The following is a 16,399-nucleotide window of genomic DNA, read 5'->3' on the forward strand; positions in this document are numbered from 1 at the left end:
GGTAGTACTGCTTGTTTCTTTGGCGAGAAGAGCGTACCACTTTCAGCAGTTGGCTTCCTCTTCTACATATTTCCATGAATGTCGCACTTATTATCTGAAATCGGGCCTAGTCAGAAAATAATAAAGAGAAAAATATGTACGATAAAGAAGTCATTGAATATGCAAAAGAGCAAGAGAATATTATCTCTAAACTAGAGTATCGCGTTTATGATCACGACGATGGGCGATCTGAAAATCGCCAAGACTTAATGCGTGATTATGCACGAGTTTTGTATTCATCATCATTTCGACGTTTACAAGGTAAGATGCAATTACTAGGAGTAGACGCTAATAAGTTTAATCGAAATCGACTCACTCATAGTTTGGAAGTAGCACAAATTGCTCGCTCAATTGCTTATGATCTAGACCTGAATCATACGGTCGTAACTGAAACAGCATCGCTTGCCCATGATATAGGTAACCCGCCTTTTGGGCATTATGGTGAAGTAGTACTTAATGATTTGAGCGCAGGATGTGGTGGTTATGAGGGTAATGCACAAGCATTCCGAATCTTGCGTACTTTGGAGAAAAAGCACTATGCGTATCCAGGGTTAAATCTCAATGTACGTACTTTAATGGCTATAACTAAATACTTCTTCAACAAACAACAGAACAATAGAAAGTTTTTATACGATGCGGATTATGACTTTTTAAAAGCTGAACTTGATAGTAAAGAAATCACTGTTACTAAGAGTATCGATGCTGAAATAATGGATTTAGCTGACGAAATTGCTTACGCAGCACATGACTTAGAGGATGCACTAAGCTTTGGGATGATAAGCTTAGGAGAAATTGTTCATGAGTTTAGCATTAGTGACAAGTTTAAAGATGCATACCCTACAATGGTTAATATTGCGAAAGATGCAAAAGGCGTCGCAATGAAAGCCACTAGGAGCGGTACATCAGAAGAATATGCAATTATATTAAAGAAAGAATTGACCTCAAAAATAGTTAATATTTTGTGCTCGGACATTAGTTTGGTGAATGGCTGTTTGGGCTACAAAGAACATGCAAAACTAGCTGAGGGACTTAAAAAATTATTGTTTAAAGCGATTCTTCGTAAAAAAGATATTCAACTTTATGAACGACGTGGTGAGCAGATTATTCGAGGTCTTTTCGAGGTCTATTCAGATGAAAAATACAATAAAGACAATATATTGTTGCCACCAGAATTACGCTCTATTAACGACTGCAAAACTCGTTTAGTTACAGATTACATCTCTGGCATGATGGACTCATATGCAGCTCAAGAGTATGAAAAATACTTTGGTAAGGGTAGCGCTGATAAATTTTATTTTAAGTAGAGTTGGCTTATGTAGCGGTTATATAACAAGATAAGACAATGAGCCCTAAAACTAATCCATGGCTTCAAAAGTCAATACACAATCTCGTTCCGCTAAGTCAATCAGATGACTTTAAGGTAGCTTGCAAAGAGTGGTCGTTTACTGGCGAAGTGATTGACCATGGTGGTGCGAGAGAACGATGCGAGCTATGTGAACATGATGAACTACGGTATCACTTTTGTATCGCTAATCAGTTCAATTTGAAAAAAATTTGGGTTGGCTCTTCATGTATCTTACGGTTTGAAGACATTATCATTCTCGATGAAGAACAGAGAATGATAACAGACAGCAAAGAGCGCAAAAGGGCTCTGGATAAGGCCCTAAAGGCCAAACAAATAGATCTTGCCTTAGAACCTATTCGAGAGCTTTGGAAACAAGAACGAGAGCAGAGGTATCGAATTGAGTATATCGCTGTGAGTATCAAATCAGGTAAGGCCCCTCAACCTGATGAACTTCTGTATCTGTTCACCCTTATGACTAGGAACTCAATTGTGTTTGAACCCAGTCGGTATTCGGTGAACTTAAGAAGCACCTACAGTCATTATCAGCTTTTTTGCATGGAAAAAGCATCTCAGGAGCTGCTCTGGTTGAGTATGTCTGCACAACAAAGGAAAGCCTTCAAAGGCCGTATGTTGATAGACTCTTAATCGTAAACCTCTCCCCTAAAGCGTTACTGTCCATCAAATCTATCCATTTATCGCATTTTTCAGATATTCCCTTTAATCTGTCCTAAATCACTTAGGACACACATTTCACTTAGTATAGAAAAATTACTATATATTCAGTTATTTGTCCTAATGTCCCAAGTGGCTAAGTTTTTTCTTATTTTTCTGTAGAAATTTTAAAGGTGGGGATTTTGACTTTTTCACATGAGAAATACTGATGGGGTATCAGGTGCTTTTAGCAAGATAATGTGGGTTCTTTTGTGGGTTCTATATAAAAAGGACCTGCTAAATTTATAGCAAGTCCTTTTGATTCAGTAACTTAGAATTTCTTCTTAGTTCATGCCGTATTTCTTTAGCTTCTTACGAAGTGTACCACGGTTGATACCCATCATCGTCGCTGCGCGAGTTTGGTTACCGCGAGTGTACTGCATGATAGTGTCTAGTAATGGTTGTTCAACTTCAGCTAGAACTAATTCGTAAAGTTCTGTTACTTCTTGACCGTTTAATTGAGCAAGGTAATTTTTAAGAGATGCTTTAACTGAATCACGTAATGGTTTCTGCGTGATTTGATCTTGTGAAGTTACGGTTGTTACTGTTAAAGCTTCTGAAGTCAGATTTTGTTCGAACATATTCGGTCTAGCTCTTCTCTTAATATTATGCAACGTTATCAAAATAACCTTCGAGCGCCTCTAGTTGCAGCGACGCGGATTCGATGGCGTTAAAGGTGCGGCGAAACTCACTCGCATGCCCATGTTCTTTCAGATACCACCCGACATGCTTACGCGCAATACGAGGGCCAAGATAATCACCATAAAACAGGTGCAGAGCTTGTACATGGCCAAGCATGATGTCTTTGACTTCCCCTAAGGGCAGCGCAGGCATCGTGGTGCCGGTTTCCAAATAGTGTTGGATTTCCTGGAAAATCCAAGGACGACCTTGGGCAGGGCGTCCAATCATTAAAGCGTCAACACCGGTGTACTCCAGTACAAACTTGGCTTTTTCCGGTGTATCGATATCACCGTTAGCGATAACCGGAATCGTAATCGCCTGTTTGACGGCCTTAATGCTGTCATATTCCGCCTCTCCCTTGTACATACAGGCCTTGGTTCTTCCATGAAGAGCTAAAGCTTGTATGCCGCAGTCTTCGGCTAATTTAGCGATGTAGACACAGTTCTTATTCTCTGTATCCCAGCCAGTGCGTGTTTTTAATGTCACAGGGACATCCACTGCATTAACCACCGTTGCCAGAATATCTTTAACGACATCTGGTGAGCGCAGCAATGCGGAACCAGCCAGTTTCTTATTCACTTTCTTTGCAGGACAGCCCATGTTGATATCGATGATTTGCGCACCATTTTCAACACTAAATTGAGCTGCCTCGGCCATAAGCTGTGGGTCACTTCCAGCGATTTGCACAGAACGAATGCCCGATTCGCCCGCGTGCACCATGCGATTTTTTGACTTCGACGTTCCCCATACAGCCGGATTAGCAGACATCATTTCACTGACGGCCATTCCCGCTCCATAGCGTAGACACAACTCACGAAACGGTCTGTCTGTAACTCCTGCCATAGGGGCAACGATAAGTTTGTTCTTGAGTTGATAGTTTCCGATTTTCAAAACGTCTTCACAGTTCTGTACCAGCAAGGGCGCGCATTTTACGCATTTTTTTACTGCGTGAAAAGCCTAATATTTGAGCATTTACAATTTGTTTTTGTAAATTGTATGTTTTTCAATCAATTAAATGAAAAACTTATCATTAACTCAATTTCTGTCCTGTGATGCGACACCACTCTTTCATCTCTTTTATTGGGTCAATCGCCAATTCATCACGGTAATAACTCGCGACATCTTCGGCTTGAGTATCCAATACACCGGACATGGCAAGGAGACCGTTTGGCTTGATAAGCCCTTTGATAACAGGGGATAAATCTCGTAACGGACCCGCTAAGATGTTGGCGACGACGACATCGGCCACTAAACCTTGTGGTTGATCTTGGGGAAGGTATGCTTCGATTTGGTCTTTGATGCCATTGCGTTCTGCATTGTCTTGTGTCGCTTGTAATGCTTGTGGATCAATATCGATACCAATGACTTTTTCGGCGCCCAGTTTAACGGCGGCAATGGCTAAAATACCGGAGCCACATCCAAAGTCGATCACGGTTTTGCCTTTTAAATCTAAACCATCCAGCCACTCTAGACATAGGGCGGTGGTTGGGTGGGTACCAGTCCCAAAAGCCAGTCCAGGGTCTAACATCACATTCACGGCACTTGGATCGGGAATATCACGCCAGCTTGGGCAGACCCATAGTCGCTCACCAAATTGCATTGGGTGGAAGTTATCCATCCATTCACGTTCCCAGTCTTTGTCTTCGATTTGTTCAACCTTGTAAGCAAAATCTTTTGCCACAAGGCCGCTGGCTTGGATTTGACTGATGGCCAGTGTGGTATCGGCTTCGGCATCGTAGAGGGCTAATACGTCCGTATCGCCCCACAGACGAGTTTCTCCTGGTTGCGGCTCAAACACCGGTGTGTCTTTTGCATCGAGAAACGTCACAGATAGCGCTCCCGTTTCTTCCATGAGCATATCGCCAATGGCTTCGGCGTTTTCATTGGTCGCGTTCAGTTTAATTTGAATCCAAGGCATTTTACATGACTCTCATTATGACATTTGGCGCGAAGTTTAGCAGATCCTTACCATAATGGCATCTGTATCATTGTCGATAAAATGCACAACGGAGCCAGCGACTCCGTTGTGCATATCAGTAGTATTATTCGGCGGTTTGAGCGGCGAGTTTGCGGGGAGAGCTTGGTTTGAGTCGGCTCATGATCACAAACACAAGTAAGCTGACGACTTGGGTGGGAACGATGGGGTGAACGCCCCCTAGATCCGGCTTAAACCAGCTTAGCACCGTGAACAGTCCGATTCCACTGATCATAGAGCACAGCGCCCCAGTCGCGGATGCTCGTTGCCAATATAACCCCAACATTAATGGCCATAAGAAAGCCGCCTGTAAGCCACCAAAAGCCATCAGGTTAAGCCAAATGATCATATCTGGAGGGTTGGTCGCGGCACAAAAAACTAGCAGCGCAAAAATGGCGGTCACCCACAATGACAGACGATTGAGTTTGCGTTCGCTGTTCGGTTTGTCAGCCAGTGATGGATTGATGTAATTCAGGTAGAGATCTTTCAATATCGTTGCTGATGCTTGAATGAGCTGTGAATCAATGGTTGACATGATCGCCGCCATTGGGCCCGCGAGAAAGATTCCTGCCACCACCGGAGGCAATACGGTCATCATGAGCGTTGGCATGATTTGATCCGGACTGTTCACATGTGGGATTAATGCACGGCCTAATGCGCCAGAAAGCGAGGTGCCAAACATCAGCAGCGCCACAACGATGGTGCCGATGATGATCCCTTTATGCACGGAGCGGCTGTCGCGGTAAGACATACAGCGCACCGCCGCATGGGGAAGTCCTATCACGCCAAAACACACCAGCATCCAAAAACTGAGAATAAAAGGTTGGCTCAAGAAGTGGTGAGGGCCATAGGGCGTAATCAAGCTTGGATCGATGTCGTGCAACTTAATCACTAAATCGCTAAAGCTGCCACCGGCATGAATGACACCGGCGAGTAACGCGCCAGTACCAATGAGCATCATGATACCTTGTACTGCATCGGTGAGCACGACCGCGCGGAACCCACCAATGGTTGTGTAAAGACCGACGGTGAGTGCAAAAATAAACAAACCCTGTTCATAAGGTAGCCCCGTGACGGTTTGCAACAAGCGAGCTCCACCGACAAATTGCACCACCATGATGCCAAAAAAAGCGAGTAATAAAGACAGCGAGGCGATGATCACGACAGCGCGACTTTGAAAGCGGGCGTAGAGAATATCGTTGACTGTCACAGCGTTATGGCGGCGCGCTTCGATGGCGAATTTTTTACCCAATACTCCCAGTGTTAGCCACGCTACTGGCAATTGGATCATGGTGAGTAGTACCCAGCCTAATCCCATTTTATAGGCAGCGCCAGGTCCGCCAATGAAGCTACTCGCACTGGCATAGGTTGCTGCCAGGGTCATCGCAAGGACGAAGCCGCCCATACTGCGTCCACCCACGAAGTATTCATTGAGGAAGTGATTTTTGCTTTTGAAGCGTCGAGTAAAGGCTGCCAAAGCAAAGACCGCTACAAGGTAAACCACTAAAGGAATGAGCAGTTCACTGTTCATCGTTGTTTTCCTCCTCAGTTGGGTCGAGTGGGATGTCTTTATAGAACATTTTCACCATGAGGTAGCATAAGCCACAAAACAGAACCGGCCCGACAACGCAGGATAAGAAAAACCAGACAGGGAATCCCATGACTAACGTGGGTAATTGCGTGTCTTGTTCATCGGGAGCAAAGCCATAGGCAGTCGCATACCACCAAATAAAATACAATCCCGCTAAGGCCAGCGCGAGAATCGCTTCTTTGTGCGCCTGACGGTATAAATCAGCAAGCTTAGTCATGCGTACTCCTGTTAATAAGGCAGATAAATGAAAAGGCCACCGATGAGGTGACCTTTGTGATTTATAAAGAGAGCGTAGGGGGAATTACAAGCCTAGCTTCTTCTCTAAATAATGGATGTTAGTACCGCCACGTTGGAAGTGTTCATCCAACATGATGGATTGTTGTAATGAGATATTGGTTTTAATCCCTTCAACAATCATTTCGTTCAGTGCATTACGCATACGAACGATAGCAACATCGCGATTTTCACCGTAAGTGATCAACTTACCAATCATTGAGTCGTAGTACGGTGGAACCGTGTAACCAGAGTAAATATGAGATTCCCAACGAACGCCCATACCGCCTGGAGAGTGGAATATTTCAATTTTACCTGGAGAGGGTAGGAAACGTTCTGGATCTTCCGCGTTAATACGACACTCGACAGCGTGGCCACGAATCTTAATATCATCTTGAGTAAATGACAAAGGTTGACCGGCTGCAATGCGCAATTGTTCTTTAATGATATCCACACCAGTCACCATTTCAGTCACTGGGTGCTCGACTTGAACACGAGTATTCATTTCGATAAAGAAGAATTCACCATTTTCGTACAAGAATTCGAATGTACCGGCACCGCGGTAGCCGATTTCGATACAAGCACGCGTACAACGTTCACCGATGTATTTACGCATTTCATCAGTGATACCCGGTGCTGGCGCTTCTTCCACAACTTTTTGGTGACGACGTTGCATTGAGCAATCACGTTCACCTAGGTGAATCGCGTTACCTTGACCGTCAGCTAATACTTGAACTTCCACGTGGCGTGGGTTTTCAAGGTATTTTTCCATGTATACGATATCGTTATCAAAAGCGGCTTTCGCTTCAGCACGAGTCATATCAATGGCTTCAATTAGGTCTTCTTCACGACGTACAACGCGCATACCACGACCACCGCCGCCACCAGAGGCTTTGATGATGACAGGGTAGCCGATACGCTTACCGTGTGCTTTGTTTTTCGCAGCGTCATTGTCTAGTGGGCCATCTGAACCCGGAACACAAGGCACGCCAGAGCGTTTCATCGCATTGATTGCCGACACTTTGTCGCCCATCATGCGGATGGTTTCTGCACGTGGACCGATAAAGGTGAAACCGGATTGTTCCACTTGCTCTGCAAAATCCGCGTTTTCAGATAAGAAACCGTAGCCTGGGTGAATCGCGACTGCGCCACTGACTTCTGCAGCTGAGATCAAGCGCGGAATATTTAAGTAGCTATCGATACTGCGTGCTGAACCGATACAAATGGTTTCGTCTGCGAGCAGTACGTGCTTAAGATCGCGGTCAGCGGTTGAGTGTACGGCGACTGTCTTAATACCGAGTTCTTTACAGGCGCGAAGAATACGTAGTGCGATCTCGCCTCGGTTAGCGATGACAATTTTGTCTAACATAGGGACAGCCTCGCTTACTCGATGATGATGAGTGGCTGATCAAATTCGACCGGTTGACCATCTTCAAGTAGAACTGCTGTCACAACGCCCGCTTTATCCGCTTCGATTTGGTTCATCATTTTCATCGCTTCAACGATACATAGTGTGTCACCAACGTTAACGCTTTGACCCACAGTGACAAATGGGCTTGCATCAGGGCTTGGTGCGCCGTAGAAGGTACCGACCATTGGAGAAAGCACTTGGTGACCAGCAGGTTGAGCGGCTGGCGCAGGCGTCGCAGCAGGTTGAGCTGCAGGTGCAGCTTGAGCCACTGGTGCTGGCGCAGGAGCGGCGGTGTAATGTACAGGCGCAGGTGCTGCTGTGTTACGGCTGATTCGTACTGATTCTTCGCCTTCAGAAATTTCTAGCTCAGCAACGCCAGATTCTTCAACGAGTTCAATAAGCTTCTTGATTTTACGAATATCCATTGTTTCTTTCTCTTTATCTGTGTGTAAGACAGTGCCATGTGGCACTGCAGAGTGATTCTTTACTTTGCTTGCAGAGTGTTGATGGCTGCAGACAAAGCGAATTGGTAGCCCTGTGCGCCTAATCCACAAATCACCCCTTGAGCCTTATCAGACAAGTAGGAGTGATGACGGAACGCTTCACGTGCATGTATATTAGAAAGATGCACTTCAATAAACGGAATGTTAACCCCAAGTAGTGCATCACGCAGTGCCACACTGGTATGTGTAAACGCTGCCGGATTGATAATGATAAAGTCTACTTGACCGTAAGCATTGTGAATCGCCTCGAGCAATTCGTACTCACGGTTTGATTGAAGGTGCTCGAGCTCTATGCCTGCTTGATCCGCTTGGTCACGTAATTGTGTGACAATGTGCTCGAGTGTCGCTGAGCCATAATGAGCGGGTTCTCGTAAACCTAATAAATTTAGGTTTGGTCCATTGAGTACAAGAATGCGTAATTTTGCAGTCATTGTGCAGTTATCTTCCTATATAGTCGCTGGAACGTAAACTATACCTTTATAAGTGTAGTTTTGACGCCAATTTTTTGTCAAAACTACGCCGTCTTTCAAAAGTTGACCATGATTATAGCTAATTCACAGCAAATGGCAGCAATTTACTGGTCTAATGACATAGTTTATTTCTAAATGAGTAAAATTAACACCCTAATTCATTTAGCGACCATTCTTCATGTTTCTTGATAGGACAATGAATATCACACCGTAAAAACGTGATAGTGGATGTAGCAAGAAGGCACGAAATACGAACGTATTTCGTGCGGTTTGACGAAAAAATGAGGCATGCTCTTATTGGTAGAGCGCTTTCTCAGACATCAGCGTATCAACTACGCTAGGATCGGCCAAGGTTGAAGTATCGCCAAGATTGCCCGTATCACCTGTCGCAATTTTACGTAAAATACGACGCATGATTTTTCCTGAGCGTGTTTTGGGTAAGGCATCAGTCCAGTGCATGATATCCGGTGTCGCGATGGCCCCGATTTCTTTGCGCACCCAATCTTTGACTTCTTTATGTAGGTTTGCGTCAGGATACACACCGTCATTTAAGGTGATATAAGCATAAATCGCTTGGCCCTTGATGTCGTGAGGCACGCCAACAACCGCAGCTTCCGCGATTTTATCAAAAGCCACTAAAGCGGATTCAATTTCTGCGGTGCCCATACGGTGACCGGAGACGTTTAGCACATCATCGACACGTCCGGTGATCCAGTAATACCCATCTTCATCTCGTTTGGCGCCATCACCAGTACAGTACATTCCTTTAAAGGTTGAAAAGTAGGTCTGTTCAAATCGGTCATGATCGCCATAGATAGAGCGCATTTGGCCGGGCCATGAGTCAAGAATGACTAAGTTCCCTTCGGCTTCGCCTTCAAGAAGCTGCCCACTGTTGTCGACGAGCCCCGGTTGTACTCCAAAGAACGGGCGAGTAGCGGAGCCTGGTTTTAAGGCCGTCGCGCCGGGTAACGGCGTAATTAAAATGCCGCCGGTTTCCGTTTGCCACCAAGAATCCACGATCGGGCAATTGCCATTACCAATGGCGTGATAGTACCACTCCCATGCTTCTGGATTGATGGGCTCACCGACCGACCCCATGACACGTAAGCTCGACCGTTGCGTGCCTTGCACCGCTTCATCGCCTCTTGCCATCAAGGCACGAATCGCGGTTGGCGCGGTATACAGTAGCGAGACTTGATGTTTATCTATTACCTCACTCATACGGCGCGAGCTGGGGTAATTGGGAACCCCTTCAAACATAATGGTGGTGGCTCCGTTTGCAAGGGGACCGTAAACCAAATACGTGTGTCCGGTGATCCAACCCACATCGGCGGTACACCAATAGACATCGCTTTTTTGGTAATCAAAGACGTATTTAAACGTCATTGCGGCATAGACTAAGTAGCCGCCGGTGGTGTGCAAGACCCCTTTCGGTTTGCCTGTCGAGCCGGAGGTGTAGAGAATAAATAGCGGATCTTCGGCGTTCATGGCTTCTGGAGGACAGTCGTCGGAGACTTGAGCTACGCTGTCGTGCCACCACACATCGCGCTCTGTATGCCAAGCGATATCAGCGCCAGTCCGTTTGAAGACAATTACGCTGTCGATGATATTCGTCTCTGGGTGAGTAAGCGCATCGTCGACATTCTTTTTCAATGGCACCGTGCGGCCTGCGCGGACCCCTTCGTCTGCGGTCACCAAGACTTTGGCTTGTGAGTCAATGATACGTCCCGCGAGTGCATCGGGAGAGAAACCACCAAAGACAACGGTATGCACCGCGCCAATACGAGTACACGCCAGCATGGCAACGGCGGCTTCCGGTACCATGGGCATATATAAACAGACGACATCGCCTTTTTTGACCCCTTGCGCTTTGAGAGCATTGGCGAAACGACACACACGCTGGTGCAGTTCATTAAAGGTGATCTTGGCATCATCGTTTGGATCGTCGCCTTCCCAAATGATCGCGATGTCGTCACCGTGATCGGCGAGGTGACGATCGATACAGTTGGCTGACACGTTCAGGGTTCCGTCACCAAACCAGCGGATGTCGACATGTCCAGTATCAAATGATGTCTGTTTGACTTGAGTGAATGGTGTGATCCAATCGATTATTTTGCCGTGTTGTGACCAGAAGGCATCAGGATCATTGATCGATTGTTGGTACATGGATAAATAGGTTTCGTTGTCGGCATGTGTTGTGTCGGCAATGGTTTGTTTGACAGGGTATAGACGGCTTGAACTCATTACTCTTCTCCTTGAAACCTCATTCACTTAACGAATGAACGCGGATAATTCGACCGATAGGTTCTCATAACCATCAGTCAGAGAAAGCGTTTGTACAATTAGACTTTAGGAGTAGGTCTTTGTATGCCGTGATGGAGGTGGCAAAAATGCGATGATGCGGTGAGGTACTTACGCAGTAATTGAGTGTATCGCAGCAGCATCTGCGCTTGTTTGTTGATAAAAAGGAAACAAAGCGTCTCGAATAATTCGTTATCATTTGACTAAAGATACAGACATAATAAGCACTTACTGATGCCGTACTAATATAAGGATGTTGTATGTTCACCGCTTCGCCCTATGGATGGGTTTCCCAATACCTGTTCGGATTTTTCTTCTCTTATGGTGTGTATTTGCCTTTTTGGGCGCTGTGGTTTGAATCTCAAGGTGTCTCGGCGGCGCATATTGGTACTCTGATTGGTTTAGGGTTTGCCGCCCGTTGTTTAGCCAATGTATTTCTGACGCCTCGCATTCATAAAGTGGAACATTTGGTCCCCGCACTGCGCTGGTTTGCATTGGCGACTCTTATTTTTGGAACCTTGTATTTCGTTGCCGGAGGGGATTTTTGGCTACTAGCGGTGATTACGGTGCTCTTTAATATCACGATGGGCCCGATGATGCCGTTGCCTGATTCTATGGCGAACTATTATGCCAAGCATCAGTTACTCGATTATGGTTCGACCCGAGTTTGGGGGTCGATTGCGTTTATTGTTGGCTCGACGGCGGTCGGATACCTTGCGGCCAATTGGGGGCATCAGTGGATTTTGTTTTCGTGTTTAGGAGGCTTGGCAGCGAACTTTATTTTGAGTTTGCGTACGCCTAACCCCGCGCCCAAAACCGAGGGGGAATTTCTCACTCGTCCACGACCCAAGCTGCTGGCATTATTACGAGAGTGGTCCATTGTTAAGTTTTTACTGCTGGAAGCGCTTATCCAAGGCAGCCATGCGGCGTATTATTCGATTGGCTCAATTTATTGGAAGCAAGCGGGGTACTCGGAAGAAACCATCGGCTATTTATGGAGCTTGGGCGTACTCATGGAAGTCATGCTGTTTGCCTTTAGCCGTCGATGGTTTGCCCATGTCCCCGTCAAAACTTTATTTACCATCGCTGCTTTGGCGGTGGCGGTTCGCTGGGGCTTAGCGGCCATGACCACCGCGTTATTACCGCTGATTGTCATTCAAATGCTCCACAGTTTAACGTATGCCTTAGCGCATTTAGCAGGGATGAAATACATCCAAATGGGATCGGAGCATCGCATGGTGGCCATGCAAGCCTTGTATAACGCCATTGCTTTAGGGGGCAGTGTGGCGTTGTTGACGATTTTCAGTGGCTGGGCTTTTGAAGAATGGGGTGGACAGGTTTTTTGGGTGATGGCTGCGATGGGGGTTGCCGCGCTATTCATTCGCTTGGATTTACCAAGATCTCAGTTAGATGAATCTTCCATGATAAAAAGCGAACCTTCCGCACAGAACCTTCGTTAATCGATTGTTTACCAAGCGTATGTGCGTTTTATTAAAAACCTCGCCGTCATCGGTGAGGTTTTTTTATGTCGCATAATGGAAGGGAACCCATGCAAGGATGGCAGAGCATCGTGGTCTTATTTGTCTGTTTCAGTCTGCTCGCTGTGGTAGTGGGGTGGTATACGACGAGACGTACTGGCGGATTACGTCGCCCGTGGCCATGGAGTCATAGCCATAGAGCGATGGACCCAAGTCGCGTGACGGTGGGTGAACTGGAAGCGCTGACCGCACGGTTTGTTGGCGAGCAACGTGCCCGTGCGGCCTTTTCGCAATATGATGAGAGCTGTCAACCGTCTATGCCAGCGTCACCAGCGCTGATTGATCATACGGAAAGAGTGCTGGCGGATGTCTTTGGGACGTCTTCAGCCCGGTTAGTGTTGAACTCGGCGCTGCAAGGATGCCATCTGAATGTCGACGATGTGGCGACCATCGTCGACGAAGCCTCACAATTGTATGATTTTAGTCGCGGACTATTACAAGGGTCTATTGAGCATATTAGCCAAGGGCTATCCGTTGTCGATAAGCATTTACGTTTGGTGGCTTGGAACCAGCGTTATTTAGAGTTGTTTGAGTTTCCTCCTGAATTGATTCAGGTGGGGCGGCCGATCGCCGATATCATTCGTTTTAATGCCGAGCACGGCTTCTGTGGTCCGGGGGATGTGGAAGAGCACGTTAACAAGCGGGTTCGCTTTTTACAGCAAGGCCATCCTCACACCTCCGCTCGGCAACGCCCAGACGGTAAAGTCATCGAGGTGCAAGGCAATCCGATGCCCGGAGGCGGTTTCGTGATGAGTTTCAATGATATCACCACCTTTCGGCAGGTTGAGCAACGCTTGAAAGAGGCGAATGAGTACCTTGAAGAGCGCGTGTTAAGACGCACGCAAGAATTAGAAAATTTGAATAAGCAATTGGTGCAGGCCACACAGCGCGCTGAACACGAATCGCGGTCGAAGTCGCGCTTTTTGGCCGCGGTGAGTCACGATCTCATGCAGCCGCTCAATGCGGCGCGATTGTTTTCTTCTTCGCTTGCCGATGTGGCTAAGCAAGCGGAGGCATCGCAACTTGCCCAGCATATTGAGCGTTCCTTGCTGGCGGCAGAGGAGTTGATTAGCGACCTTTTGGATATTTCTCGTTTGGAGTCCGGTCAGCTGGCTGTCCACCCTCGCGGCTTTTTACTTAATGAGGTGTTACAACCCTTGAATGCGGAGTTTTCCGCATCGGCCCTACAACACGGTATTGAGTTTGTTATGGTCCCGTCGAGTGTCCGAGTCAAATCCGACCCGAGATTATTGCGCCGAGTGATTCAGAACTTTTTGACCAATGCATTCCGTTATGCCGCCGAGGGCAAAATCGTACTGGGGGTCCGTCATGTTCCGCAGGGAGTCAGTGTCGAAGTCTGGGATAATGGCATGGGGATAGAGGAAGAGAAACAAGCGGTGATCTTTGATGAGTTTACCCGAGGTACGCAGACCCGCAGTGATCAAGGGTTAGGATTAGGGTTGGCGATTTCTAAAGGTATTGCTCAAGTACTGGGACATAAGATTCAGATGCGTTCTTGGCCCGGCAAAGGCAGTGTGTTTTCTTTGACATTACACCGGGATGACTCGGAAGCCACGTTATCCCCGCCCATGGAGAGGCGAGCCGTGCAAGAGTCGACGCCCTCTCATGATGTCGCAGGATTGCGGGTTCTGTGCGTTGATAATGATACGACCATCCTAGATGGCATGGCACAATTGCTGTCACGCTGGGGGTGTGAAGTTCGGGTGGCGACGGACATTGTCAGTAGCTTGCAAGTGTTGGAGCAGTATTGGGTGCCAGATGTGATTTTATCCGACTATCGATTAGAGAATCAGCGTACCGGTTTGGAAGTCTTACAGCAATTTCGCTTGCGCTTAGGCAGTGGGTTTACCGGTGTCGTGATCAGCGCTGACCGCACGCCGGATATTCTCGATACCGTCGACACTCATGGTTTTTCATTCATTGCAAAGCCAGTGAAGCCATTAAAGTTACGTAGCTTACTGATGCAGCATGTGCGCAAAGAGGGGCATGAATAAAAAACGCCCTCAATAAGAGAGCGTTTCAGTCTATGGCGAGTGAGAAGACGCTAATCCGTGTTAATGGTTAACGGCCAGCCAATGTCGCTTTGTCGGTTGGCTTCCAACTCTAATTCTGCGCGGGTAAGGGGATTACGCTCTAGCCAGTCTTGCGATAGCGTCAGCGTTAAGTTGTCCCCATCAGCGTGGAGAGAGAAATCCGGCATCAACGTATGATGGCGGCGATGACTCAATATCACGGCAATCCGCAATAACCGCAAAATACGTTTGGCGCTGCTGGCCGATAACGCATGTTGCTCTGGTAACGAAGTGAGCTGCTCTCGATAGCGGCGCGCAATTTCACCTAAATAAAATTTTTGCGCGCGGGTATAGCCCGGCAAATCGAGATGTTGCAGTAAATAGGCACTGTGCTCGCCCCCTTTTTTGAAATCAATACTTAAACCGATTTCATGGAGATGAGCCGCACTGCGTAGCAACATTTCTGCATGAGGCTCTTCTACCCAGTCACTTCCGCCACATTGCGCCAGTAGATCGCTGGTTAATGCCGCGACTTGTTCGCCATAGGCTTGGTCGAGTTGATAACGGTGTTGGATACTGGTGATCGTTCGGGCGCGAATATCATTTTGACGTAACCCATCGACCATTTCATAGACCAGACCTTCTCGCAAGGCGCCGCCGGCTAGCGTCATTTCTTCAATGCCAAACGACTCAAAAATCGCGATTAAGATAGACAAACCACTTGGGAAAACTAAGGCTCTTTCTAAGGTTAAGCCTTCAATCTCCAACTCTTCTAAGTGATCAGACAACATCGCTTGTTTTTGAAGGCGCTTAAGTTTTGGTAAGGTGATGACCTCATCCATCCCTTGCGCCAACATGATTTCTTGCAGGGCTTGGACTGTACCACTGGCACCGACACAAATATCCCAGCCAAGCTGACAGTACTGTTCCACAATGGGCGACAGTGTCTGCTTGGCCGCTTCGATCGCGTGATCAAAGTTGGTTTGATTCAACTCGCGATCTTTAAAATGGCGTTCAAGCCATGTGACACATCCCATTTTCAAACTGGTGAGTGCCTTCGCTTCAAAACCTTCTCCAATAATGAACTCTGTACTCGCGCCACCAATATCGACCACTAAACGGCGACCAATTCCTCCCGATGTATGTGCGACACCTTTATAAATTGTCGCCGCTTCCTCTTCGCCTGGAATCACATTGATGTCTTGTCCCAGAATCTGATTCGCTTTTTCAAGAAACTCGTTCACATTGGTCGCTGTGCGTAGCGTGGCCGTGCCGACAATACGAATATTCTCTTGAGGAATATCTTGCAAGCGTTCGGCAAACAGACTTAAACAATCCCAACCTCGTTGCATGGCTTCGTGGCTAAGAGAATTGTCTTCATTGAGTCCCGCGGCTAGACGAACTTTGCGTTTTATTTTCGCCATAGTTTGCACACTGCCATCGATATGTCTGACGATAAGCATATGAAAACTATTCGATCCTAGATCAATCGCTGCATAGAGCGGTGAAGAGACATTAGGGCGCATGG

At 46.9% G+C, this 16,399-nt stretch carries 13 protein-coding genes and 1 pseudogene; 4 read left to right on the top strand and 10 right to left on the bottom strand.

Translation table 11 applies throughout. The features are described from left to right. The first annotated feature begins 134 nt into the window (after positions 1 to 134). Both EAE30_RS06035 and EAE30_RS06040 read left to right on the top strand, forming a co-directional pair. On the top strand, positions 135 to 1,343 hold the full coding sequence (locus tag EAE30_RS06035) for a deoxyguanosinetriphosphate triphosphohydrolase family protein (RefSeq protein ID WP_123015167.1): 1,209 nt from the start codon (positions 135 to 137) through the stop codon (positions 1,341 to 1,343). 38 nt (positions 1,344 to 1,381) lie between these two features. Continuing rightward, positions 1,382 to 2,029: a hypothetical protein gene (locus tag EAE30_RS06040; protein WP_123015168.1), complete on the top strand. Its 648-nt coding sequence runs from the start codon at positions 1,382 to 1,384 to the stop codon at positions 2,027 to 2,029. Between the two features lie 350 nt (positions 2,030 to 2,379). Here the strand turns inward: EAE30_RS06040 and fis are convergent, their stop codons facing one another. The 9 genes from fis to acs form a co-directional block, all read right to left on the bottom strand. Continuing rightward, complete coding sequence (gene fis, locus EAE30_RS06045) at positions 2,380 to 2,676, bottom strand: DNA-binding transcriptional regulator Fis (RefSeq protein WP_000462885.1); 297 nt, start codon at positions 2,674 to 2,676, stop codon at positions 2,380 to 2,382. A gap of 25 nt (positions 2,677 to 2,701) precedes the next feature. Next, the gene (gene dusB / locus EAE30_RS06050) at positions 2,702 to 3,667 is read right to left on the bottom strand and encodes a tRNA dihydrouridine synthase DusB (protein WP_164711807.1); all 966 of its coding nucleotides are present in this window, start codon (positions 3,665 to 3,667) and stop codon (positions 2,702 to 2,704) included. 139 nt (positions 3,668 to 3,806) lie between these two features. Beyond that, positions 3,807 to 4,694 carry a 50S ribosomal protein L11 methyltransferase gene (gene prmA, locus EAE30_RS06055; RefSeq protein ID WP_123015170.1) on the bottom strand — a complete coding sequence of 296 codons (888 nt, stop codon included), beginning with the start codon at positions 4,692 to 4,694 and terminating at the stop codon, positions 3,807 to 3,809. Positions 4,695 to 4,818: 124 nt separating this feature from the next. Further along, positions 4,819 to 6,282, bottom strand: a complete 1,464-nt coding sequence (gene panF, locus EAE30_RS06060; protein WP_123015171.1) for a sodium/pantothenate symporter — start codon at positions 6,280 to 6,282, stop codon at positions 4,819 to 4,821. Beyond that, positions 6,272 to 6,559 (bottom strand): YhdT family protein, encoded by a 288-nt coding sequence (locus tag EAE30_RS06065; protein WP_123015172.1) that lies wholly within the window; start codon positions 6,557 to 6,559, stop codon positions 6,272 to 6,274. Before EAE30_RS06065 ends, panF begins: the two co-directional genes overlap by 11 nt. Before the next feature lie 84 nt (positions 6,560 to 6,643). Continuing rightward, positions 6,644 to 7,984: an acetyl-CoA carboxylase biotin carboxylase subunit gene (accC, locus tag EAE30_RS06070; RefSeq protein ID WP_123015173.1), complete on the bottom strand. Its 1,341-nt coding sequence runs from the start codon at positions 7,982 to 7,984 to the stop codon at positions 6,644 to 6,646. A 14-nt stretch (positions 7,985 to 7,998) separates the two neighbouring features. Beyond that, on the bottom strand, positions 7,999 to 8,451 hold the full coding sequence (gene accB, locus EAE30_RS06075) for an acetyl-CoA carboxylase biotin carboxyl carrier protein (RefSeq protein WP_123015174.1): 453 nt from the start codon (positions 8,449 to 8,451) through the stop codon (positions 7,999 to 8,001). Between the two features lie 59 nt (positions 8,452 to 8,510). Next, the gene (gene aroQ / locus EAE30_RS06080) at positions 8,511 to 8,960 is read right to left on the bottom strand and encodes a type II 3-dehydroquinate dehydratase (protein ID WP_123015175.1); all 450 of its coding nucleotides are present in this window, start codon (positions 8,958 to 8,960) and stop codon (positions 8,511 to 8,513) included. 333 nt (positions 8,961 to 9,293) lie between these two features. Further along, complete coding sequence (acs, locus tag EAE30_RS06085; RefSeq protein WP_123015176.1) at positions 9,294 to 11,243, bottom strand: acetate--CoA ligase; 1,950 nt, start codon at positions 11,241 to 11,243, stop codon at positions 9,294 to 9,296. 317 nt (positions 11,244 to 11,560) lie between these two features. Here acs and EAE30_RS06090 point away from each other — a divergent pair, with 317 nt between their 5' ends. Beyond that, positions 11,561 to 12,760 carry a 3-phenylpropionate MFS transporter gene (locus EAE30_RS06090; protein ID WP_123015177.1) on the top strand — a complete coding sequence of 400 codons (1,200 nt, stop codon included), beginning with the start codon at positions 11,561 to 11,563 and terminating at the stop codon, positions 12,758 to 12,760. A 230-nt stretch (positions 12,761 to 12,990) separates the two neighbouring features. Next, a pseudogene (locus tag EAE30_RS06095) lies at positions 12,991 to 14,853 on the top strand (hybrid sensor histidine kinase/response regulator); the annotation flags it as partial. A 50-nt stretch (positions 14,854 to 14,903) separates the two neighbouring features. On the opposite strand, the gene gppA reads toward EAE30_RS06095, so the two are convergent. Continuing rightward, positions 14,904 to 16,397: a guanosine-5'-triphosphate,3'-diphosphate diphosphatase gene (gppA, locus tag EAE30_RS06100; RefSeq protein ID WP_123015179.1), complete on the bottom strand. Its 1,494-nt coding sequence runs from the start codon at positions 16,395 to 16,397 to the stop codon at positions 14,904 to 14,906. Positions 16,398 to 16,399 lie beyond the last annotated feature (2 nt).

Source organism: Vibrio zhugei, assembly GCF_003716875.1.
Classification (GTDB): Bacteria; Pseudomonadota; Gammaproteobacteria; order Enterobacterales; family Vibrionaceae; genus Vibrio; species Vibrio zhugei.

Excerpts from the sequence above, each read along its gene's own strand:
- EAE30_RS06035 (WP_123015167.1), top strand. The coding sequence starts at position 135 with ATGTACGATAAAGAAGTCATTGAATATGCAAAAGAGCAAGAGAATATT.
- EAE30_RS06040 (WP_123015168.1), top strand. The coding sequence starts at position 1,382 with ATGAGCCCTAAAACTAATCCATGGCTTCAAAAGTCAATACACAATCTC.
- fis (WP_000462885.1), bottom strand. The coding sequence starts at position 2,676 with ATGTTCGAACAAAATCTGACTTCAGAAGCTTTAACAGTAACAACCGTA.
- prmA (WP_123015170.1), bottom strand. The coding sequence starts at position 4,694 with ATGCCTTGGATTCAAATTAAACTGAACGCGACCAATGAAAACGCCGAA.
- panF (WP_123015171.1), bottom strand. The coding sequence starts at position 6,282 with ATGAACAGTGAACTGCTCATTCCTTTAGTGGTTTACCTTGTAGCGGTC.
- EAE30_RS06065 (WP_123015172.1), bottom strand. The coding sequence starts at position 6,559 with ATGACTAAGCTTGCTGATTTATACCGTCAGGCGCACAAAGAAGCGATT.
- accC (WP_123015173.1), bottom strand. The coding sequence starts at position 7,984 with ATGTTAGACAAAATTGTCATCGCTAACCGAGGCGAGATCGCACTACGT.
- accB (WP_123015174.1), bottom strand. The coding sequence starts at position 8,451 with ATGGATATTCGTAAAATCAAGAAGCTTATTGAACTCGTTGAAGAATCT.
- aroQ (WP_123015175.1), bottom strand. The coding sequence starts at position 8,960 with ATGACTGCAAAATTACGCATTCTTGTACTCAATGGACCAAACCTAAAT.
- acs (WP_123015176.1), bottom strand. The coding sequence starts at position 11,243 with ATGAGTTCAAGCCGTCTATACCCTGTCAAACAAACCATTGCCGACACA.
- EAE30_RS06090 (WP_123015177.1), top strand. The coding sequence starts at position 11,561 with ATGTTCACCGCTTCGCCCTATGGATGGGTTTCCCAATACCTGTTCGGA.
- gppA (WP_123015179.1), bottom strand. The coding sequence starts at position 16,397 with ATGCGCCCTAATGTCTCTTCACCGCTCTATGCAGCGATTGATCTAGGA.